General features: G+C 69.8%; 16 protein-coding genes. 7 read left to right on the top strand and 9 right to left on the bottom strand.

Translation table 11 applies throughout. The features are described from left to right. Window positions 1-4 precede the first annotated feature (4 nt). On the top strand, window positions 5-1,300 hold the full coding sequence (locus tag U742_RS0106525; protein ID WP_029351222.1) for a polysaccharide biosynthesis/export family protein: 1,296 nt from the start codon (window positions 5-7) through the stop codon (window positions 1,298-1,300). A gap of 129 nt (window positions 1,301-1,429) precedes the next feature. On the opposite strand, the gene U742_RS0106520 is transcribed toward U742_RS0106525, so the two are convergent. After that, window positions 1,430-2,413, bottom strand: a complete 984-nt coding sequence (locus U742_RS0106520; protein WP_029351220.1) for a GDP-L-fucose synthase family protein — start codon at window positions 2,411-2,413, stop codon at window positions 1,430-1,432. Continuing rightward, the gene (gene gmd, locus U742_RS0106515; RefSeq protein ID WP_029351218.1) at window positions 2,397-3,467 is read right to left on the bottom strand and encodes a GDP-mannose 4,6-dehydratase; all 1,071 of its coding nucleotides are present in this window, start codon (window positions 3,465-3,467) and stop codon (window positions 2,397-2,399) included. Before gmd ends, U742_RS0106520 begins: the two co-directional genes overlap by 17 nt. A gap of 437 nt (window positions 3,468-3,904) precedes the next feature. Between gmd and U742_RS0106510 the strand changes: the two genes are divergently transcribed. The 3 genes from U742_RS0106510 to U742_RS0106500 are packed head-to-tail and all read left to right on the top strand — an operon-like array spanning window position 3,905 to window position 7,660. Continuing rightward, window positions 3,905-5,161, top strand: coding sequence for a glycosyltransferase family 4 protein (locus tag U742_RS0106510; RefSeq protein WP_029351216.1), 1,257 nt, complete (start codon window positions 3,905-3,907; stop codon window positions 5,159-5,161). Between the two features lies 1 nt (window position 5,162). Beyond that, window positions 5,163-6,458, top strand: a complete 1,296-nt coding sequence (locus tag U742_RS0106505; protein ID WP_081852856.1) for a glycosyltransferase family 4 protein — start codon at window positions 5,163-5,165, stop codon at window positions 6,456-6,458. After that, the gene (locus U742_RS0106500; protein ID WP_029351212.1) at window positions 6,455-7,660 is read left to right on the top strand and encodes a glycosyltransferase; all 1,206 of its coding nucleotides are present in this window, start codon (window positions 6,455-6,457) and stop codon (window positions 7,658-7,660) included. Before U742_RS0106505 ends, U742_RS0106500 begins: the two co-directional genes overlap by 4 nt. On the opposite strand, the gene U742_RS0106495 is transcribed toward U742_RS0106500, so the two are convergent. From U742_RS0106495 to U742_RS0106470, 6 genes are all read right to left on the bottom strand, one after another. Then, the gene (locus U742_RS0106495; protein ID WP_029351210.1) at window positions 7,657-8,247 is read right to left on the bottom strand and encodes an LbetaH domain-containing protein; all 591 of its coding nucleotides are present in this window, start codon (window positions 8,245-8,247) and stop codon (window positions 7,657-7,659) included. The two genes, U742_RS0106500 and U742_RS0106495, sit on opposite strands and share 4 nt — an antisense overlap. Window positions 8,248-8,249: 2 nt before the next feature. After that, window positions 8,250-9,539, bottom strand: a complete 1,290-nt coding sequence (locus tag U742_RS0106490; RefSeq protein WP_029351207.1) for a hypothetical protein — start codon at window positions 9,537-9,539, stop codon at window positions 8,250-8,252. Continuing rightward, window positions 9,536-10,222 (bottom strand): YdcF family protein, encoded by a 687-nt coding sequence (locus tag U742_RS0106485; RefSeq protein ID WP_051660897.1) that lies wholly within the window; start codon window positions 10,220-10,222, stop codon window positions 9,536-9,538. Before U742_RS0106485 ends, U742_RS0106490 begins: the two co-directional genes overlap by 4 nt. After that, window positions 10,219-11,031, bottom strand: a complete 813-nt coding sequence (locus U742_RS0106480) for a glycosyltransferase (protein ID WP_038360792.1) — start codon at window positions 11,029-11,031, stop codon at window positions 10,219-10,221. The genes U742_RS0106485 and U742_RS0106480 overlap by 4 nt, the downstream gene beginning before the upstream one ends. A gap of 135 nt (window positions 11,032-11,166) precedes the next feature. Then, a complete protein-coding gene (locus U742_RS0106475; RefSeq protein WP_081852854.1) occupies window positions 11,167-12,432 on the bottom strand; it encodes a glycosyltransferase family 4 protein in 1,266 nt (421 codons plus the stop codon). Continuing rightward, entirely contained in the window at window positions 12,432-13,532 is a 1,101-nt protein-coding gene (locus U742_RS0106470; RefSeq protein WP_051660896.1) for an MraY family glycosyltransferase, read from the bottom strand. Before U742_RS0106470 ends, U742_RS0106475 begins: the two co-directional genes overlap by 1 nt. Window positions 13,533-14,290: 758 nt before the next feature. On the opposite strand from U742_RS0106470, the gene U742_RS22840 reads away from it, so the two are divergent. After that, entirely contained in the window at window positions 14,291-14,983 is a 693-nt protein-coding gene (locus U742_RS22840; protein ID WP_197028186.1) for a Crp/Fnr family transcriptional regulator, read from the top strand. Between the two features lie 31 nt (window positions 14,984-15,014). Here the strand turns inward: U742_RS22840 and U742_RS0106460 are convergent, their stop codons facing one another. Continuing rightward, window positions 15,015-17,489: a glycosyl hydrolase family 28-related protein gene (locus tag U742_RS0106460; protein ID WP_051660895.1), complete on the bottom strand. Its 2,475-nt coding sequence runs from the start codon at window positions 17,487-17,489 to the stop codon at window positions 15,015-15,017. A 230-nt stretch (window positions 17,490-17,719) separates the two neighbouring features. Between U742_RS0106460 and U742_RS0106455 the strand changes: the two genes are divergently transcribed. Together U742_RS0106455 and U742_RS0106450 are read left to right on the top strand one after the other, a co-directional pair. Next, on the top strand, window positions 17,720-19,069 hold the full coding sequence (locus tag U742_RS0106455; RefSeq protein WP_029351195.1) for a glutamate-1-semialdehyde 2,1-aminomutase: 1,350 nt from the start codon (window positions 17,720-17,722) through the stop codon (window positions 19,067-19,069). A gap of 31 nt (window positions 19,070-19,100) precedes the next feature. Further along, a complete protein-coding gene (locus U742_RS0106450) occupies window positions 19,101-20,195 on the top strand; it encodes an NAD-dependent epimerase/dehydratase family protein (protein WP_029351193.1) in 1,095 nt (364 codons plus the stop codon). Window position 20,196 lies beyond the last annotated feature (1 nt).

The raw sequence follows: 20,196 nt of genomic DNA, 5'->3' as shown, positions 1-20,196 counted from the left end.
AGAGATGTGGGCGAAACCCCGAGCGCAGGCCCCCCTCGCCGCCGTAGCGGCGCTGGCGCTCTGCCTGCTGCCGGCCAGGGCGCCGGCGCAGGACGCGAACGGATACCGGGTCGGCCCCGGCGACACACTGGCGGTGGCGGTGTTCGACCAGCCGACGCTGTCGGGGCGCTTCCGCATCGGCCCCGAGGGCCGGATCAACTTCCCCCTGCTGGGCGAGCTGCCGGTCGCCGGCCAGACGCAGGGCGAGATCGTCGCCCGGCTGCAGCAGGCGCTCGAACGGCGGGTGCCGGCCGACGCCACGATCAGCATCGAGGTCGTCGAATATGCGCCGGTCTTCGTGGTCGGCGACGTCGAGCGGCCGGGACAGTATCAGTACCGCCCGGGCATGATCGCGCTGGAGCTGATGGCGCTCGGCGGCGGCGTCCGGCGCAGCGAAAGCAGCACCCGCGAGGCCCCGGCGCTGCAGATCATCGCGTTGCAGGAGGGGCTCTACGGGCTGCGGCTGCAGCGCTTCCGCCAGCAGGCGATGCGCGAACGGCTGTCGGCCGAGGCGGCGGGCGCCGCCTATGCGCCCGGCCGGGCCGAGCCGCAGGGTCCCCTCGACATCGCCACGGTGGAACGGATCCTCGCCAATGAGGGCAAGCTGTTCGCGCTGCGCAAGCTGATCTTCGAGCAGCGGCAGAAGAGCCTCGACGACCAGCGCGCCAGCTACCAGGCCGAGATCTCCTCGCTGGCCGCCAGCCGGGCGCTCCAGGCCAACGAGATCAAGCTGCTGCAGCAGGAGACCGACATCGCCCAGTCGCTGCAGGAGAAGGGCATGGGCACCCGGCCCCGGGTGTTCGGCCTTCAGCGCGAGCTCTCGGAGATGAAGCGCAACGCGCTGGAGCTCGAGTCCTTCCAGGCGCGGGCGCAGCAGAGGCTTCTGGAGATCGACTACCAGAAGGCCGAATTGAAGAACGTGCGCGACAGCGAGGTCGCCGAGGGCCTGCGGCAGCTCGACGTCGAGATCGCCGCCACCGAGGCGAAGATCGCGGCCTCCACCCAGTCGCTGGCCGAGCTCGGACAGACGCAGCCCAACCTGCCCGGCGCGCCGGCGACGATCCGTCTCTCCACCGTGCGCGACGATGCCGGCACGCATCGCGAGGTCGCCGTCGACGAGCTCACGGAAGTCCGGCCCCGGGACATATTGCGCGTCACGCGGAACTTCGGTCCGCCACCGCCGGGCCGCGAGGCCACCGGGCCGTCGGGCTTTCCCGCGGGCGTCGCGCTGGACCGGCAAGGCGGGGTGGCGATGCCCTAGGAACGAACCCGGCGCCTGGAGCATGTTCCGCGAAAGTTGCGAGACCTTCGCGATGAGAACATGCTCCAAGCTGTTGAGATAGAGCACTTTCTCGTCGATCAGATTGGTTCAAGCTGATCGGAAAGGGCTCTAGAGGACGCCGACACCGACGCCGGCGTCGGACCTGAGGCACCAGTCCCGATAGGTCGCCGTCAGTCCCTCGCGAAGCCCGATCGAGGGCCGCCAGCCGAGCGGCGCGAAGCGCGAACAGTCGAGCAGCTTGCGGGGGGTGCCGTCCGGCTTGGAGGAATCGAACGCGAACGCACCGTCATAGCCGATCACCTCGGCGAGCAGCCGCGCGAGATCGCGGATCGAGATTTCGCGGCCGGTGCCGACATTGATCAGCTCGGTCGCGCGGTAGTGCTGCAGCAGGAAGACGACGGCGTCGGCGAGATCGTCGACATGCATGAATTCGCGCAGCGGCGCGCCGGTGCCCCATATCTCGACCCGTGGCGCGCCGGAGAGCCTGGCGACGTGGATCTTGCGCATCAGCGCCGGGATGACATGCGAGCTCTGCGGGTCGTAATTGTCGCCCGGCCCGTAGAGGTTGGGCGGCATGACGGTAAAGAAATGCCGACCCTTCTCGGCGCTGATCGCCTCGGCATATTTCAGGCCGGCGATCTTGGCCACCGCATAGGCGGCGTTGGTCTCCTCCAGCGGCCCGGTCAGCAGGTAGTCCTCGCGCATCGGCTGCGGCGCGAGCCGGGGATAGACGCAGCTCGAGCCCAGGAACACCAGTCGCTGCACCCCGATCTCGTCGGCCGTATGGATGACATTGGCCGCGATCATCAGATTGTCGTAGAGGAACCGCGCCGGATGGCTGGCATTGGCGAGGATGCCGCCGACGGTCGCGGCGGCGACGACGATCGCATCCGGCCGGTGATGCGCCATCCATTGCTCGACATCGAGCTGGCGGCGCAGGTCGAGCTCGGCGTGGGTGGCGGTCAGCAGAAGGCACCGGCTCAACGCCAGCCGGCGGCAGACAGCCGAGCCGACCATGCCGGTGTGCCCGGCGACCCAGATGCGTCGGCCATCCAGCGGAAAAGCCGCGCCGTCGTCACTCGAAGCGGTCATTGCGCCGGCTCTCCATGAGCACCGCGTTCAGATCGTGGTTGACCATCTCGGCGACCAGCGAGGGAAAATCGATCTCCGGCACCCAGCCGAACTTGCTGCGCGCCTTCGAGCTGTCGCCGAGCAGCGTGTCGACCTCGGTCGGGCGGAAATGGCGCGGATCGATCGCGATCAGCGTCTCGCCGGTGTCGGCGTCGATGCCCAGCTCGCCGACCCCTCGCCCGCGCCACTCGACGACCCGGCCGATATGCCGGAAGGCGAGCTCGGCGAATTCGCGCACGGTGTGGCTCTCGCCGGTCGCCAGCACATAGTCGTCCGGTTCGTCCTGCTGGAGGATCTGCCACATGCCCCGCACATAGTCGCGGGCATGCCCCCAGTCGCGGCGGGCGTCGAGATTGCCGAGATAGAGCTGCGACTGCAGCCCGCAACGGATCGAGGCGACGCCGCGGGTGATCTTGCGGGTGACGAAGGTCTCGCCGCGGATCGGGCTTTCATGATTGAACAATATGCCGTTCGAGGCGTGCATCCCGTAGGCCTCGCGGTAGTTCACCGTGATCCAGTGGGCATAGAGCTTGGCGACGCCATAGGGGCTGCGCGGCCGGAACGGCGTGCGCTCGGTCTGCGGTATGGTCTGCACGAGCCCGAACAGCTCGGAGGTGGAAGCCTGGTAGAAGCGGCAGCGATCCTCCAGCCCGAGGATGCGGATCGCCTCGAGGAGGCGCAGCGTGCCGAGCGCATCGGCGTTCGCGGTGTATTCCGGCGTCTCGAAGCTGACCTTGACGTGGCTCTGCGCCCCGAGATTGTAGATCTCGTCCGGCTTCACCTGCTGGATGATGCGGATCAGGTTGGTGGCATCGGTGAGGTCACCATAGTGCATGAAGAACCGCGCGCCCTCGGTGTGCGGATCCTGATAGAGGTGGTCGATGCGCGCCGAATTGAAGGAAGACGAGCGCCGCTTCACGGCATGGACCAGATAATCCTTGGCGAGCAGGAACTCCGCCAGATAGGCGCCGTCCTGGCCGGTGACGCCGACGATCAAGGCCGTCTTCTCGGACATGCCCAACTCCCCACCACCGGACAATCCGGCCCGCGCCACACCGATGCGGGACCGGCTGGAACGGCCGATCCGACACCCCGTCCAAAGGCGCAGCGGAAGCGCCTCGCCCGCATCGCGCCGTATCGGCAAGTCTAGGCCGGACGGGTAGCATCGGCAGACGACCGTTCAGGTCAGCCTTCGGCAGCCAATCGCGTCGAAGGAGGCGGTGCCACACCTCCCCGGTGGCCATCCGCGATCGGGACTCACCCGACCGAAGGCGGGCACTACGCCTTTGAGATCATCCACCCGGCGGCGACGTAGGCGCGACACGCCATCCGGCGGAATTGCGGCCCCGCGCGCCGCGGGCGAGCCTGCGTGCCTCGGTGGCCGATCGGGGCGAACCATGGGGCGAACCCTCGCCCCGCGCTGCGATCCCGGCCGCGAGCGGGCTCCCGTCGATGCGGATCATCCTCGCCAATCGCTACTTCTCGCCCGATGAATCGGCCACCAGCCGGATGGTGAGCAGCCTCGCCTTCGCGCTGGCCGCACAGGGCATCGAGGTGCGCGTGCTGACCGGCCGGGCGCGGTACGAGGCCGGGGCGGAGCCCTGCCCGGCGCGCGAGACGCTGTCCGGCACCGACGTGCACCGCATCTGGAGCACGCAGTTCGGCCGTCGCACCCTGCCCGGCCGGGCGCTCGACTATCTCAGCTTCCATGCCAGCGCCCTGATGTGGCTGCTGACGCATACGCGGCGCGGCGACATCTGCATCGTCTGCACCGATCCGCCGCTGCTGTCCTGCACCGCCGCGCTGGCGCTGGCGGCGACCGGCGGCTCGCTGGTCAACTGGATCATGGACCTCTACCCGGAACTCGCCATCGACGCCGGCCTGATCCCCCGCGGCGGCCTCGTCGCGCGGACCACGATCCGGCTGCGCGACCTGTCGCTGCGGGCCGCCCGCTGCACGGTGGCGCCGACCCGCGCCATGGCGAAGGTGGTGGAGGATCGCGGCATCCCCGCCGACCGGGTGAGCGTGCTGCCGCACTGGGCGAGCGGCGAGGCGATACGTCCGATGCCGGCGGAACGCTCGGTGCTACGCCGGTGCTGGGGGCTCGATGGCAAGTTCGTGGTCGGCTATTCCGGCAATCTCGGGCGCTCGCACGAATTCGGCACGCTGCTCGATGCCGCCTCCCGCCTGTCCGGCCGCGCCGACATCGTGTTCCTGATCGTCGGCGACGGGTTCCGCCGCGCGCAGGTCGAGGACGGCGTCCGCCAGCGCGGCCTGCGCAACGTGATGATGCAGCCGCTGCAGCCGCGCGAGCTGCTGTCCGACTGCCTGGCGGCGGCGGACGTCCATCTCGTCTCGCTGCTGCCGGAGATGGAGCCCTATGTGGTGCCGAGCAAGTTCTTCGGCATCGCGGCGGCGGCACGGCCGACCTTCTTCATCGGCGCCCCCGACGGGGAGATCGCCCAGTTGCTGATCGCCGGGGATTGCGGCCTCTCCTTCCGCATCGGCGAGGCGCAACAGCTCGCCGACGCCATCGCCGCCTACGCCGCCGCGCCGGAGCGCTGCCGCGTCGCCGGCGAGAACGCGTTCCGGCTGTTCGGCAACGCCTTCACCGAGACACGCGGCGTGCGCGACTGGAACGCCCTGCTGGCCAGGGTCGCGGCCGGCGAGCAGCCGCTGGTGCTCGAGCGGCAGCCGGCGGATCGCTGACATGGCGGGCGTGGTGGTCAGCCAGCTCGGGGCGCGGATGCATTACGCCGTGCCGCGCATCCTCGCCGAGCGGGGCGAGCTGGCGCACTTCTACACCGACATCTGCGCCACGCAGGGCTGGCCGAGGCTCATCGCGCGATTGCCGCCGCGGCTGCTGCCGCGCGCCGTGCGGCGGCTGGCGGCGCGCCGCCCGGAAGGCGTTCCGGCCGAGCGCGTCACCAGCTTTCCCGGCTTCGGCCTCGACTCCGCGCTGCGACGACTCGCTGGCCGCAGCCGCGAGGCCGAGACCCGCAACGCTCTCTGGGCCGGCCAGCGCTTTTCCGAGCTGGTCGCGGGCCGTGGCTTCCACGGCGCCTCAGGCGTCTACGCCTTCGCCGGCGACGCGCTGGAGATGCTCGCCGCCGCGCGTGCGCAGGGGCTCTGGACCGCGGTCGAACAGATGATCGCGCCGCGCGACATGGTCGAGCGCCTGCTGCGCGAGGAAAGCGAGCGCTTCCCCGAATGGCAGCCGCCGCAGCGGCCGGACCGGCTCGCCCCGTTCTTCGCCGCGCGCGAGCGCGCCGAATGGGCGCTCGCCGACCGCGTTATCTGCCCCTCGGCCTTCGTCATGCGTGCGGTGATAGACAGCGGCGTCGCGCCGGCGCGCTGCGCGCTGGTGCCCTACGGCGTCGACGGGCGCTTCGCCGTTCCGCGCCCGGGCGAAAGACGACCCGGGCCGCTGCGCGTGCTCACCGTCGGCGCCGTCGGGCTGCGCAAGGGCTCGCCTTATGTGATCGAGGCCGCGCACAGGCTCGCCGGCCGGGCAGCGTTCCGCATGGTCGGCCCGTGCGGCGTCCCGCCGGCGGTGGCGGCGCAGCTCGCCCGCTTCGTCGAGCTGACCGGCCCGATCCCGCGCAGCGAGATGCGCGACCAGTTCGCCTGGGCCGACGTGTTCCTGCTGCCGTCCCTGTGCGAGGGGTCGGCGACGGCGGTCTATGAAGCGATGTCGGCCGGGCTGCCGGTGATCTGCACCGGCAACACCGGCAGCGTGGTGCGCGACGGGCTCGACGGCTTCATCGTGCCGATCCGCGACGCGGACGCCATCGTCGCCGCGCTGGAACGCTTCGCCGCCGAGCCGGAACTGATGGCGCAGATGTCGCGCAATGCCGCCAGCCGGAGCGCCGACTACACGCTGGAGCGCTATGGCGACCGGCTGATGGAGGCGCTTTCGCCGCTGCTACTCGCGGCCGGACGCTCATCCCTCCGGCACGACCCGGCACCGGCGGCAACCCGCGTCCCGGCGGAGCCGTCGCCATGAGGATCGCCCACGTCGTCGCCAGCATCGATCCGGCCCATGGCGGCCCGCAATCCGGTGTGGTGCGGCTGGCGGCGGCGCAGGCGGGCCTTGGTCACCATGTCCGCATCGTCAGCCACGGCGACGACGCGCTGCTGCGGAGCGCGCTTCACGCCGCCGCGCAGGTGCCGCATGTCGACGCGCTGGAGTGGACCCTCCTTCCCGCGCCGGGTGGCGTGGAACGTATCTTCGGAAGCCGGATGCGCTCCCGGCTGCCTTCGCTCGTCGCGGAAGCCGATTTCGTGCATCTGCACGGGGTCTGGGAGACGCTGCTGCGGATCGCGGCAAGCTGCGCGCGGCAGGCCTCGACACCCTATTGCCTCAGCCCGCACGGCATGCTGGACCGCTGGAGCCTTGCGCAGAAGCCGTGGAAGAAGCGGCTCGCACTGCAACTCGGCTATCGCTTCATGCTGGAGCATGCCGCCTTCCTGCAGGCGCTGAACGCCGACGAGGCCGAACTGATGGGGCCGCTCGGCCTGCATCCTCCGGTGGTGGTGATCCCGAACGGCATATGCCCGGCCGAACTCGCCGCCTCGCCCGAGCCGGGCAGCTTCCGGCGCACGGTGCCGGGGCTCGGCGACCGGCCCTTCGTCCTGTTCCTCTCCCGGCTCCACCGCAAGAAGGGGCTGGACATACTGGCGGAGAGTTTCCGCATGGTCGCGAACGCCTGCCCGCAGCTCGACCTCGTGGTGATCGGTCCCGAAGACGGTGCCGGCGACGCCTTCAGGGCGCAGATCCGGCAGCTCGGGCTGGGGGCGCGCGTGCACATGGCCGGCCCGCGCTTCGGCGCCGCCAAGCTCGCCGCCTATGCCGAGGCGGTCTGCTTCTGCCTGCCGAGCCGCCAGGAAGGCTTCAGCATCGCCATCACCGAGGCCATGGCCTGCGGCGTCCCGGTGGTCATCTCCGAGGCCTGTCATTTCCCGGAGGTCGCGGCGGCCGGCGCCGGCCTCGTACTGCCGCTCGATCCGGCCCGCTTCGCGGCCGCGCTGATCGACATAGCGGGCGCGCCGGAAAAGGCGGCGGCCATGGGCCGCAACGGGCGGGAGCTGATCCACGCCCACTACACCTGGCCGCAGATCGCCGTGGCGACGCTCGCCGCCTACCGCGCCCATGCCCGGCAGACGGATGCCGGGCTCGCGCGGCCGGCAGCGGCGGCGCGGCTTTAGAGCATGTTCCGTAATCGCCGGCGCCGCACGGCCCGCGCCGGATTGCCCACATAGATCATGTGCGGCTCCAGCGAGCGGGCCGCGACGGCGCGCGCACCCAGCACCGCATGGGCGCCGACCTCCACATTCGGGCCGACGAACGCCTCGGCGGCGATCCAGGCCCCGGCTCCGATGCGGATCGGACCGGCGACCAGCGGAAAGGCATCGTCGTCCACGTCATGCGTGCCGGTGCACAGATGGGCGCGCTGCGAGACGATGGCGAAATCGCCGATGATCACCGGCGCCACGTTGTAGCAGATTACGCCAGGGCCCATGGAGGCATGCGCACCCATGGTGAGGTTCGCCGGCCACCAGATGCGGGCGCTGCCGCGGATGATGGCGGTCGGGTGGATGCTGGCGCCGAACAGGCGCAGCAGGGCGCGGCGCCATCCCCGCATCGCCGGCGGCGTCCATGCGGCGAGCAGCAGCCAGCAGGCGCTCCATGCGAGGCGCCGTACGCGGTCGCCGAGGCTGAAGGTCGGCCCGCCGAGCCTCGGCGCCGGTGCCCTGGCGACGGAAAGTCCGGGTTCGGCAAAGCGCGAGCGCATGATCATCGTGCCTCCGGGATCGCGCGGCCACCCGCACCGCGCCGCGCCGGGAGAGCAGGCGCGCTGCGCCGCCGCGGGGAGAGGGCGAACAGCAGGGCGGGCAGGACGAAGAGCGCCATGTGCATCCACACCGACAGAACCCAGTCGGTGGTGTGCGATATGGCATGGGTCGCGGGAACGGCGGTGAACATGTAGAGGAGCTGGCCGCCCGCCCAGCCCACGACGGCGCTCTCCCAGATGCGGCGCACCACCATCGCGAGCAGCAGAAACTTGATGAAGCCGAGATACCAGAAGGACTGGAAGGCATCGGCCATGCCGGTCTCGGTGGTGCCGGTCGAGGGATGGTAGTCGCGCGCGCGCGGCGGCGGTTGTACCATCAGCGAGTCCTTGAACTCGGCACCGAAGAGCTGCGCCGGCACATAGTTGAACACCAGCGTGTTCCAGTGGAACGTGCCGTAGTCGAACGCCATGGTGGCGTCAGCGTCGTTGATGCGCAGCACCGCGTTGCGGAGCTCGAGCCCGCCGTGCTGGAGCTGCTCGGTGAAATTGGTCCACACGTCGATGCTGGCGACCTCCGACCATTTCGGCGACGCTTCGGCGCGGGTGATGTCGCGGTAGTCGCTCATGCTCGTCATCAGCACCGTGCCGGCCAGCAGGCTGACGAGGACCACGATGCGCGGGATCACCCAGCGGCGGTAGAACCAGATCGCCAGCAGCACCATCAGCACCAGCTCCGCCGCCTCCGCGCGCTTGCCGGTCACCACGATGCGGTCGAAGTAGAACGTCGCGTCGAACAGGATGATCGCGCAGGCGGCGAGCGAGGGCCGGCGCGCCGCGCAGAGCAGCGCGATGCCGAGCCCGTAGCTCAGCAGCCGGCCGAAGAACAGATAGATCACCGGCACGCCGGACATCTGCACGCCGACCGTCAGATCGCCGGGAAGCCGGCTGAGCTGGAAGTAGAAATAGGCACCGGCCAGCGAGAACAGGGCCGCCACGGCAAGCAGGCGCTGCTCGTCGAAATGCGCCTCCAGGAACCGGAAGGGCCGGGCATGGGCGGCCCAGCCGAGCCGGCAGGCGAGCAGGCAGAGCACGGTGAAGCCGATGGTCTTGGCGAAGGCGTCCGGCGGCAGGAACATGTCGTCGGCGAGCGCCGGCATCTGGGGCAGGATGAAGCTGAAGGTGATGGCGCCCGCCAGGAAGGGAAACTGGTACATCCGCTCCGGCCGCGCGAAGCCCCAGAGCAGCAGCCAGGCCACCGTGCCGGTCAGCATCCAGGCGAACATCGCGTTCATGCGACCGCTCCGTAGCCGCCGGCCGGACGGGCGGGGGCGGACCCGGCGGGGTTGTCCGGCCACCATAGGCTCGGATGGCGCACCCAGTACCAGAGCGTCTTGGGGAACTCCTTCAGCAGGGCGAGACCGTCGGGACTGCCGGCGAGGCTCAGCCAATCCTCGCCGCGCTCGGCCGGGACCGACAGCCAGCGCACATCGGGCGCATGCGCCGCGAAGCTCGCAAGGGCGCGGCGGGAGTGGAACCAACTGGTGACGAGCACCGCCCGCCGCACCCCCAGCCGGGCGAGGACAGGGGCGGAGAACGCCGCGTTCTCCCATGTGGTCTTCGAACGGCATTCGAGGGTGATCACCGCCGCGTCGACGCCCTCGGCGATCATGGCGTCGGCGATCGACCGGCAGTCGCCGTCGCCGCTGACCAGAACCAGCGGCGCCACCCGCTTGTGCCAGAGCGCCGCCGCCCAGGCGGCGCGCGCCGGCCCGTCGCCGCCGAGCACGACGATGACGTCGGCCGCCGCGATCCGGTCCCGCACCGTCAGCAGCGACTCGGCGCCGAGCATCGCCAGCAGATAGAGGCCGGCAAGGCCGACCGCCGCGCAGCCGATGACCAGCCACCATCGCCGGCGCCCGTGCCCGGCCGCCCGGGCGGGACCCGCTGCGGACTCGGGATCGGGCCCGGGGGTCATATCGACAGGCCCTTTTCCCGCCGCTCCAGCTCGACGGTCTTGAGCACGATCATGTGCTCGTAGGTGGCGAGCAGCCGGCAATAGGTGAAGCCCGGCCAGCCGTCGAGAAATCCCCGACGGATCACGTACATGTAGATGAACCGCAGGGTCGGGCGGAACGGCAGGCGCAGGGCCAGCTCCTTCAGCGCGCGGCGGCGCGCTTCCGGCGTCGCGGCGAACAGGTCGGCCCAGGGAACCCGGCCGTCACGCAGGCTCCGCAACGCCTCCCGCGCCTCGACCTGCGAATATTTGTTGTGCTTGTCGTACCAGGCCGACAACCCCTTGTTGAAGCTGTAGTGGACGAAATGGGCTTCCAGCCGGCCCTCGGGCCCCTCGCCCATGCAGCGCATGTGGACGGCCCGCTCGAAGCGGACGCGATCGACATGCACCAGCCGCGGTATCCATGTCGGGTAGAGGCTGCTGCGGCGGATCCAGCGGCCCATGAACATGTTCCTGTAGCGGGCGCGGAAGAAGGATTCCGGCCGCGACGGGTCGCGCGCGATCGCCAGCATCTCGTCGCGCAGATCGGCCGGCGTCACCTCGTCGGCGTCGGGGATGTAGAGCCAGGGGTGCCGGTAGCCGATGCCGGTCAGGCCGAAATTGCGCTGGTTGCATTCGTTGTCGTAGGGCCGCTCCACCACCCGGGCGCCGGCCAGCCGGGCGATCTCGACCGTCCTGTCGGTGCTGCCGGAATCCAGCACGACGATGTCGTCGCACCAGGCGAGCGAGGCGAGGCAGGCCGGCAGGTTGACCTCCTCGTTGAACGTCATGATCAGCGCCGAGATGCCGGGCGTGCATCCGCTCCGCGGCTCGGGCCGGTCCGCAGGCGTCGGCGTCGGCGCTATACCGCTGGTGGTGACACCGCTTCGATCGAGTCCGTGCTCGGCGACGGCCATGGCGTCCCCCTAGCGGGCTTCGAAGTGGCGGCGGATAGCCCGCGGACCGCCCGGCAGGCCCTGTGCCGGACCGTTGCCGGCGAGCCGCTCGCGCAGCAGGCGCAGGGCGTTCTTGACCGGTTGCGGCAGGGCCGTGCGCCAGCCGTCGCGCATGCCGGGTGGCATCGACCATTGTCCGAGTTCGAGCGGAGCGGCAATGGCCGGCGGCGCCGATGCCAGCGCGCCGATCAGCCCGGCATAGCGCGCGGCCATGGCGTTGAGGCCGAAGGCGCGCCGCGCCTTTCCCATCGCCGCCGCTGACGCCGCCGACAGCAGGAGGGGGTCGGCCATCAGCGCCTCGACATGGGCGGCCGCCCGGCGCCAGTCGCCGACCGGAAAGAGAAAGCCGTCGACACCATCGTCGACGATGGTGTCGGTGACGCCGTGAATGTGCGAGGCGACCGGCACGCACCCGCCCGCCATGGCTTCCAGCATCGACAGCCCGAAGCCTTCGAAGCGCGAGGGCGCGAGCAATAAGTCGTGCCCGCGCACCAGCTCTCCGACTTCGTCCGGCGCCACCATTCCCGCCAGGCGGACACGGTCCGGAAAGCGCGCGAGCTGCCGCGCCAGCCGCGGAAGGTCGGGCCCGTCGCCGGCGACGGTGAGGGTCGCCGAGGCCGGCAGCCGCTCCAGAATGCGGGGCAGCCAGAAGACGCCCTTCGCGGTGTCCTCGACCCGCCCGAGGAACAGCAGGCGGCACCCCTCGCCACGCCGGGCCGGGCGCTCGCCCGGCAGGGCGCCGGCCTCGAAGGCGTGCGGGATGACCGACATGCGCTCGGCCGCAAACCCGTGCCGTTCGACGAGGTCCGACCGGCAGCGCTCGGAAACGCCGACGGTGGCGTGGACATGGTCGCGGATCGCGCGCGCGGCGGCATAGGTGCCGGGGGTGATGTTGTGGACGATCATGATCCGCAGCACATGCGCCGGCAGGTAGCGGGCGATGTTCATCTGGACGCGGTCGGCGCAGACATTGACGAACACGCCGTCATAGCCGCCGGCTGCCACCGCATGGACGAGCGCCGCTGCCTGCGCCTGCGGGCTGGCGCCGGCATGGCCGACGACGCGGCCCAGGGCGATATCGGCGGCCCATTTCGGATCCTCCGCGGCCGCCAGCGCGGCGGGCGCCATGCCCAGCCAGCGCACCGTGACGCCGTACGGAGCGAGGCCGGCATGGAGCTGCCGGAACACCGTGTGGGTGCCTCCGACATGGGGAAAGCCGAAATAGGCGAAGCGCATCACTTCCGCTCCGAGACCGGTGCCGACGGCACGGCGGCCGCACGCACCGGCCGGCCATGATGCAGCGCCCCGATCCACGCCTCGCGGGTCACGAAGGCGGTGTGGACGGCGGCCGGCACGACGAGCGCGACGAGCATGCCCAGCGCCGGCAGATTGAGGCCGGGCCCGGCGACGCCGATAGCGCCCATCAGGACGGAAAGACCGACCAGCAGCAGGCAGATCGCCGGGACGGACAGCCCCTGCGCCAGCAGGAGATGGTGCAGATGCCAGCGATCGGCGGAGAACGGGCTGCGCCCCGCAAGAAGGCGGCGGACGATCAGGCTCGCCGTGTCGATCACCGGGATCGCCGCCAGCCACAGAAGGAACGGCCAGTGATGGCCCGGTGTCGCGGGGCCGGGCTCGCCGAGCACGATGATGAAATAGGCGATGGCCGCGCCGAGCATCATGCTGCCGGCATCGCCCATGAACACCCGCGCCCGGCCGCACCAGGGGTGGCGCATGTTGAAGGCGAGGAATCCGAGCGTGGCGGCGAGCAATATCAGCAGGGTCAGGCATTCGCCGGGGCGATCCTGAGCGCCGGCGATGAAGGCGAGCCAGCCGAGCGCCGAGGCGGCGAGGCCGCCGGCGAGGCCGTCCAGGCCGTCGATCATGTTGAAGGCGTTGATCAGCCCGACGATGAACACCACCGAAACCGGCCAGGCGAGGGCGAGAGCGAAGCCGGGCAGGCCCGGGAACAGGAAGCCGAGGTCCAGCACATGCCGGTTCGGGGCGGTCATCAGGAGCGCGGCGAAGATCTGGACGGCGAGCTTGGTGCGCGCGCCGAGATCGATGCGGTCGTCGATGACGCCGAGGCCGACCAGGACCGCAAGCGCGGCGGCCAGCTCCCAGTGCCCGCCGGGGACCGCCCCAGCCGGTAATCCCACCGCCAGAAAGGCGAGGAACATGGCGAGACCGCCGACCACCGGGACATTGCCGATGTGCACCTTGCGCGCCGTCGGGCGATCAACGAGCCCGGCGGGGATTGCGATCCGCTCGAAGCCGGCAATCAGCGCCGCCGACAGAAGAAGCGCACTCAACGGAGCCAGAGCATAGGTCAACATGGCGCCTCGCCGAGACCGGTCCAAAGCTCGAATGAGCAGCCGCCAGGGTTGGTCCCCGTCACACGGCACCCGGAACGAGCCTAGGCGCCAGCCCGGCGGCGGTCCTATTCGGCCAACGGGAGATGGCGGCGACACGTTCGGGGAGATGTTGGCGCGGTCACCGGCCGCCTCCCCAGCCACATTCCCCAGCCGCCGCGAAATCCATGATCTTTTCGACGGAGGGAGTGATCTGGAATGCATACGCAAGCTATCCGGATGCCCGGCGGTCTATCCGAATGGAGAGTTAGATTATAACCAATTTAGGTGTATAATTGTAATACTTGGTCGTCTTCCACGCCTCGAAGTGATCGCTATCCGGATACCTTACGTCAAGCTCTGAATCAAAGGATTGCGTGTCTTGAGCCGACGCGAGCGGCCCGAAATAAGGACAGTTTCCCGCTTCGGCAGAGGAACTGCGCAGTCGTGGCTTCCGAGCTTCGGGACCGCCGCCAGTGTCCATGACGCGCCGCGCAGCCCCTTATCCCTATCGCCCCCCGTCCGGTCGAAGATCGGCCTTTCACATCTCGTCGGGAATCCGCCCGGCGCGCCGTCGTGGCGGCAGAAGGCCGTGCCCTGCCGGCCGGCAACCGGCAAAACCGAAGAAAGGGAACGGCTCGGCATTGGAAGGATATGCGGCTGGGATCGGCGTGACGACGCACGACATGTGGAACGCGTCAAACCACCAACGACATAACAAGGAAACGCGCGCGGAGGAGGACATGAGGGACTATGAGAGAGAAATTTTTCGAAAACTCAATCTATTCTCTCCACTTTCGCTTGAAGAAGTCGGCACGATCGAAGCGCAATGCCGCTGGGTATCGCATTCCGACGGAGAAGAGATCTTATCTCTCGGACAAATAAACACGGACATATACTTCCTTCTCGAAGGCGAGGTGCAGACGACGATCTATACCAGCGTGGGAAGGGCGGTTCACATCCGGCGCCCGCCCAAGGCCGCCCTGCTCGGGGAGCTCGCGCTCATCGACGGCTTCCCCTCTCCGGCGAGCGTGACCGCCGTGGGGCAATGCGCGTTCGCCGCCATCAACGGCCACACCTTCATGGCGATGGCCGTGCGCAATCCCGTGCTCTACAAGGCGCTGCTCGCGCATCTCGCCAGCGAGCTGCGCATCCTCATGGACCAGGTCGTGGAGTTCAGCACGCTCGGCGCCCGGGCGCGGATTCACGCCGAGCTGCTGCGCATCTGCCGGGAGCGCGGCTCCGACAGCGGCACCGTCACCCTTTCGCCTGCGCCGACGCATACGCGCCTGGCGGCCCGTGTGGGCACCAATCGCGAGACGGTGACGCGGGAGTTCGGCCGGCTGCAGGAGATCGGCCTCGTGCGGCGGGTCGGCAATGACCTCGTCATCCCCGATATCGAGCGCTTCAGCGACGCCATAGACGACACGGAGTGACGACGCGCGCGGTGCTCCCCTCAGGCCGCCGTCAGGGCGGCGCGGCGCCCGGCCCGCCATTGCCCGACGCAAAATCCCGCCAGAGATTGACGCGGCCGATCCAGCCCTGCTGCGGGGCGGAAAGGAAGCCGAACGAGCCCTCCGCGACGGCGCTGCCGCGATCGAAGCTGTTGTCGTAGAGGACCGTCTGCGCGAGCCGCGTGCCGCGCGCCGGCGTCGGCCGGAAATCGAGCCCGGTCCAGATCAGCTTGAGCGCCGAAGCCAGCCCGAACCGGACGTCGCGCAGGCGATTGTGCTCGACGACGGTGGCGTGGATGCTGCCGCCGACGGTGTCCCAGGTGTCGAGCGCGATGCCGATATGGCTCATGCCGGCGATGGTGTTCGCGCGGAACGCATTGCCGATGCCGCCGAGGATCGGCGGAACGGTGTCGTAGCCGAAGGTCAGGCCGGCATAGAGGCCGTTATTGCCGTCGACGATGCGGTTGCCGGTCACCAGCACGAAATAGGGCGCGGACACGCTGTCCTCCGCCGTGCCGGAGGTGGCCGCCACCATGATGCCGTGCCGCATGTTCGCGATGTCGTTGTCGGCGACCACGATGTCGCGGCAATTGCCCCAGACCAGCGTCCCCGTCGAGTTGGAATCGTGCTCCGCATAGGTGGCGCGGCCCTGGAAACGGTTGCGATAGACCACCGCCCGCTCGGCGATCGGGGTGATGAAGAACAGGCTGGTCGCGGTGTCCGGCTGCACCGTCCACGCACGTTCCAGGCGCAGCGTGTTGCCCTCGACGGCCACCACCCGCCGGGCCTGCCCGGCGCCCCTGCCGGCGGCGACGACGACATGCCAGAGCGGGCGGGTCTCGTCCTCGGTGAGGGTCGCGAAGGTGACGCTGTCGGGTCCGACCGCGCTGGCGCGCGGCTTCAGCCGCACCGCGCCATATTCGAAGATGATCTGCTCGCCCTTGTTGCAATCGACGAAGCGGCAGTCGCGCGGGGCCGCGTTGTGGGTCTGGTTGTCGGCGAAATAGAGGTTGCGGGTGCTGCCGAAATGGCCCTGCGAGACGAACAGCCGGCCTATGCCGTTGCCGTCGGGGCGCGTCTCGTCGGCATTGAAGAGCTGGTTGCCGATGAAGGCGAGGCCGTTCCCGCCCCAGCTCGCGACGGCGGATTCGCCGTCGTCGGTCATGCGGAAAATGTTGTTCCTAAAGAAGACCTGCGCGCTCGATCCGACGAACGATCCCTTGCCGGTCACCTCGACATCGTCGAAGGACAGCCGGGTCACACCCGCCTGCAGGGTCATGCCGCCCCAGGAGGTGAGGCGCGCCTGCCGGAAGGCGATGTCGCGGCCGTTGAGCATCAGCATGTTGCCGGCGGCATCGTCGATCCGCCCGTCGGCATCGATGGTGATCCGCTCGAAGGTCACGTCGGCGCCGCCACCTCCGAGGAAGGCGGTGGCGCGCAGCTTCGACAGCGGGATGCGCAGCGTCAAGCGGCTCTGGTCGCGACCCTCGCCCAGCCAGCGCACGCCGGAGGGAATGTCGAGCACACGGTCGACGACATAGGTGCCGGCCGGGAAATACAGGGTCGCGGGTGACTGGGCCGCGGCCGCCGCGATGGCTTTGGCGATAGCCGCGCCGTCGTCGGTGCTGCCATCGCCGCGTGCGCCGAAGGAACGGACGTCGAAGGTGCGGGCGGATGCGTCGGTCGGCGCGGCGCGCACCGTCAGGACGAGCGGCCCGCTCCAGCCGAAGCGGCCGCCATGCCCGTTATGCACCCAGATCTCATAGCTGCCCGGCTGCAGCGACGGCACCCGGACATCGACCTTGTAGGGATCGACCGACAGCGGCTCGAGCCATTGTCCGGCCTGTCCGGTCGGCTTGATGTAGACGAAGGACTGCTGCGTGCCGTTCCCGGTGGCGAGGTTGCGCCCGAACACCGACACCGTCGCGCCGGCCGCCGCGACGTCGGGGCCCACCCACCAGGCCTCCGTGCGGTTGACGGCGAAGGGCCGGCCGCGCCGGCCGTCCTGCTCCGGCCACACGAGATAGGTCGACCAGGTCAGGCGCCGGGGCAGCGTGAAGGAGGCCGAGACCGCGTCGGCGCCGAGCGCGTCCACGACGTCGAAGCTGGCGGGCGATGCGGCGGTCTGGGAGAAGACAGCGAACCGGATGTTCCCGGCCGCGAAGCCCCCGCCGGCCAGCGTGACGGTCTCGTCCGGTCCCGCCGTGGCGAGGCTGTCGGCGACCGCCGGCGCGTTAGGGGCCGTAGCGAGCCTCGGCGGATCGAAGGGATCGGCGGCCGGTGGCAGCGCCGGCTCCGGGTCCGGCAGGGGCAGGCCCATATCGACCGGCCGCAGCCGCTCCGGCGACGTCGCGCCGCCGGAGGTGACCTCGCCGGAGATGGCGTCGCCAAAGGCCGACGTCGAAATGCAGGCGAGCGCGAAGGCGAGCACCGCCGCCGCCAGCCATGAGGCGGCGCCCTCGTGCCGCCGGGGCCTGTGGTTGCCCATGGAACGCCTCCCCGACGAAGCCCGCACGCACGGCAGGCCGCCCCCGCCCGGATCATCGTCAGGCTGCGCCGCCATCCGCCGTGAGGCGGCTATCGGTGGCCGGCGCTACGCCTTTCCGCCGCTCGCCCCCCGCCATTTGGGCGAGCGCGGCGACGCCGTTTGTAGGCCGGCGACGCGTGCCGGCCGGCGATATCCTGCGGCGCCGCAGAACAGCCGGGAGGGGCCGCGGGATGATCCCCAACGTGCAGAGTTTCAGGACATCCGAACGGCTCTCCCGGCATGCGCACCGTCTGATACCGGGCGGCTGCCACACCTATGCGAAGGGCGACGACCAGTATCCGCTGCTGGCGCCCGGCTTCATCGAGCGCGGTTTCGGCTGCCGGGTGTGGGACGTCGACGGCAATGAGTTCATCGAATACGGCATGGGCAACCGCGCGGTCGGGCTCGGCCACGCCCATCCCGAGGTGGTACGCGCGGCCCAGCGGGCATTGCCGAACGGCTGCAACTTCACGCGCCCCTCGCCGATCGAGGCCGCCTGCGCCGAGCAGTTCCTGCGGCTGATCGGCCGCGCCGAAATGGTCAAGTTCTGCAAGGACGGCTCGGACGCCACCTCGGCGGCGATGCGCCTCGCGCGGGCCTATACCGGCCGCGACCGGATCGCCTGCTGCGCCGACCATCCGTTCTTCTCGACCGACGACTGGTTCATCGGCACCACGGCGATGGATGCCGGCATACCGGAGGCGGTCAAGGCGCTGACGCTGACCTTCCGCTACAACGACCTGCAGAGCGCCCGCACCCTGTTCGCCCTGCATCCGGGCAAGATCGCGGCGCTGATCCTGGAGCCGGCGCGGCTCGACGACCCGAAGGAAGGATATCTGCAGGCGCTGCGGCAGCTCTGCCACGACAATGGCGCGCTGTTCGTGCTCGACGAGATGATCACCGGCTTCCGCTGGCACGCCGGCGGGGCGCAGCAGCTCTACGACGTCGATCCCGACCTGTCCTGCTTCGGCAAGGCGATGGGCAACGGCTTCGCGGTGTCGGCGCTCGCCGGCAAGCGGGAGTTCATGCGGCTTGGCGGGCTCGACCACACCGACCGGCCGCGGGTCTTCCTGCTCTCGACCACGCACGGCGCCGAGACCCATGCGCTCGCCGCGGCGATGGCGACCATGCACATCTATGAGAGCGAGCCGGTCGTCGAGCACCTCTACCGCCAGGGCCTGAGATTGCGCGACGGCATCGAGGACGCCATACGGCGGCGCGGGCTCGCAGACCATGTGAAGGTGCTCGGCCGGCCCTGCAATCTCGCCTATGCCGCGCTCGACGGCGAATGCCGCCCCTCGCAGGCGTTCCGCACCCTGCTGCTGCAGGAAACCATACGCCGCGGCGTGCTGATGCCCTCGCTGGTGGTCAGCTACGCGCATCGCGACCGGGACATCGATCGCACCATCGAGGCTGTGGACGAGGCGCTTGAGATCTACGGCCGGGCGCTGGAGGACGGGGTCGAACACCATCTGGTCGGACGCCCGTCGCAGATCGTCTACCGCCGCTACAACACCCCGACCGCGCAGGCCGCGGAGTGACGGGGGACGGTAAGCCAACAGGAGTACGGACATGCGCGTGCTGGTAACGGGCCATCGCGGCTATATCGGATCGGTCATGGTGCCGGCGCTGATCGCCGCCGGGCACGAGGTGACCGGCTATGACAGTGACCTTTATGAGCGCTGCACCTTCGCCGCCGGCGGCGCGATCATCGCGGTGCCGTCGATCCGCAAGGACATCCGCGACGTCGCGCCCGACGATCTGGCCGGGTTCGACGCCGTCATCCATCTCGCCGCGCTGTCGAACGATCCGCTCGGCGACCTCAACCCGGACATCACCTATGCGATCAACTACCGCGCCAGCGTCCGCCTCGCGGCGGCGGCGAAGCAGGCCGGCGTCGGCCGGTTCCTCTATGCCTCCTCGTGCAGCAATTACGGGGTCAGCGAAGCCGAGATGATCGACGAGGACGGCGCGCTCAATCCGGTGACGCCGTACGGCCATTCCAAGGTGCTGTCCGAGCGCGCCATCGCGCGGCTCGCCGACGACGATTTCTGTCCGGTCTATTTCCGCCCGGCCACCGCCTACGGCGTCTCGCCGCGCCTGCGCTTCGACATCGTACTGAACAATCTGGTGGCCTGGGCAGTGACCACCGGCGTCGTGCATCTCAAATCCGATGGGTCGCCGTGGCGGCCCATCGTGCATATCGAGGACATCACCCGCGCCTTCATCGCCGGGCTGGAGGCGCCCCGCGATGCGGTGTTCAACCAGGCGTTCAACGTCGGGGTGAACGCCCACAACTATCGCATCCGCGAGATCGCCGAGATGGTGGTCGAGGTGGTGCCCGGCTCGCGGCTGGAGCTCGCCGCCGATGCCGGGCCGGACAAGCGCTCCTACAGGGTCAGCTTCGACAAGATCGCCCGCGTCCTGCCGGCGTTCCGGCCGGCGTGGAATCCGCGCCGCGGGGCCGAGCAGCTCTACGAGGCCTATCGGCGCTCGGCGCTCACGCTGCGCGAATTCGAGGGGCCGACCTATCAGCGCATCGGCCATATCAAGATGCTGATCGCCGGCGGCAGGCTGGATACCGAGCTGCGCCGCACGCCGACGCTCGCACCGATATCGGACATCATCGCCGAGGCCGCGACGGCCCGCCATACGGTACATGGATAGC

Source organism: Allobosea sp. 117 (assembly GCF_000702305.1).
Classification (GTDB): Bacteria; Pseudomonadota; Alphaproteobacteria; order Rhizobiales; family Xanthobacteraceae; genus Ancylobacter.
Note: the sequence above shows the minus strand (reverse complement) of the source record. Positions and strands in the feature narration are given on the sequence as shown.

Coding starts and splice junctions, on each gene's coding strand:
- U742_RS0106495 (WP_029351210.1), bottom strand. CDS start 8,247: ATGCGCTCGCGCTTTGCCGAACCCGGACTTTCCGTCGCCAGGGCACCG.
- U742_RS0106450 (WP_029351193.1), top strand. CDS start 19,101: ATGCGCGTGCTGGTAACGGGCCATCGCGGCTATATCGGATCGGTCATG.
- U742_RS0106455 (WP_029351195.1), top strand. CDS start 17,720: ATGATCCCCAACGTGCAGAGTTTCAGGACATCCGAACGGCTCTCCCGG.
- U742_RS22840 (WP_197028186.1), top strand. CDS start 14,291: ATGAGGGACTATGAGAGAGAAATTTTTCGAAAACTCAATCTATTCTCT.
- U742_RS0106485 (WP_051660897.1), bottom strand. CDS start 10,222: ATGACCCCCGGGCCCGATCCCGAGTCCGCAGCGGGTCCCGCCCGGGCG.
- U742_RS0106490 (WP_029351207.1), bottom strand. CDS start 9,539: ATGAACGCGATGTTCGCCTGGATGCTGACCGGCACGGTGGCCTGGCTG.
- U742_RS0106505 (WP_081852856.1), top strand. CDS start 5,163: ATGGCGGGCGTGGTGGTCAGCCAGCTCGGGGCGCGGATGCATTACGCC.
- gmd (WP_029351218.1), bottom strand. CDS start 3,467: ATGTCCGAGAAGACGGCCTTGATCGTCGGCGTCACCGGCCAGGACGGC.
- U742_RS0106470 (WP_051660896.1), bottom strand. CDS start 13,532: ATGTTGACCTATGCTCTGGCTCCGTTGAGTGCGCTTCTTCTGTCGGCG.
- U742_RS0106480 (WP_038360792.1), bottom strand. CDS start 11,031: ATGACGTTCAACGAGGAGGTCAACCTGCCGGCCTGCCTCGCCTCGCTC.
- U742_RS0106525 (WP_029351222.1), top strand. CDS start 5: ATGTGGGCGAAACCCCGAGCGCAGGCCCCCCTCGCCGCCGTAGCGGCG.
- U742_RS0106510 (WP_029351216.1), top strand. CDS start 3,905: ATGCGGATCATCCTCGCCAATCGCTACTTCTCGCCCGATGAATCGGCC.
- U742_RS0106520 (WP_029351220.1), bottom strand. CDS start 2,413: ATGACCGCTTCGAGTGACGACGGCGCGGCTTTTCCGCTGGATGGCCGA.
- U742_RS0106475 (WP_081852854.1), bottom strand. CDS start 12,432: ATGCGCTTCGCCTATTTCGGCTTTCCCCATGTCGGAGGCACCCACACG.
- U742_RS0106460 (WP_051660895.1), bottom strand. CDS start 17,489: ATGGGCAACCACAGGCCCCGGCGGCACGAGGGCGCCGCCTCATGGCTG.
- U742_RS0106500 (WP_029351212.1), top strand. CDS start 6,455: ATGAGGATCGCCCACGTCGTCGCCAGCATCGATCCGGCCCATGGCGGC.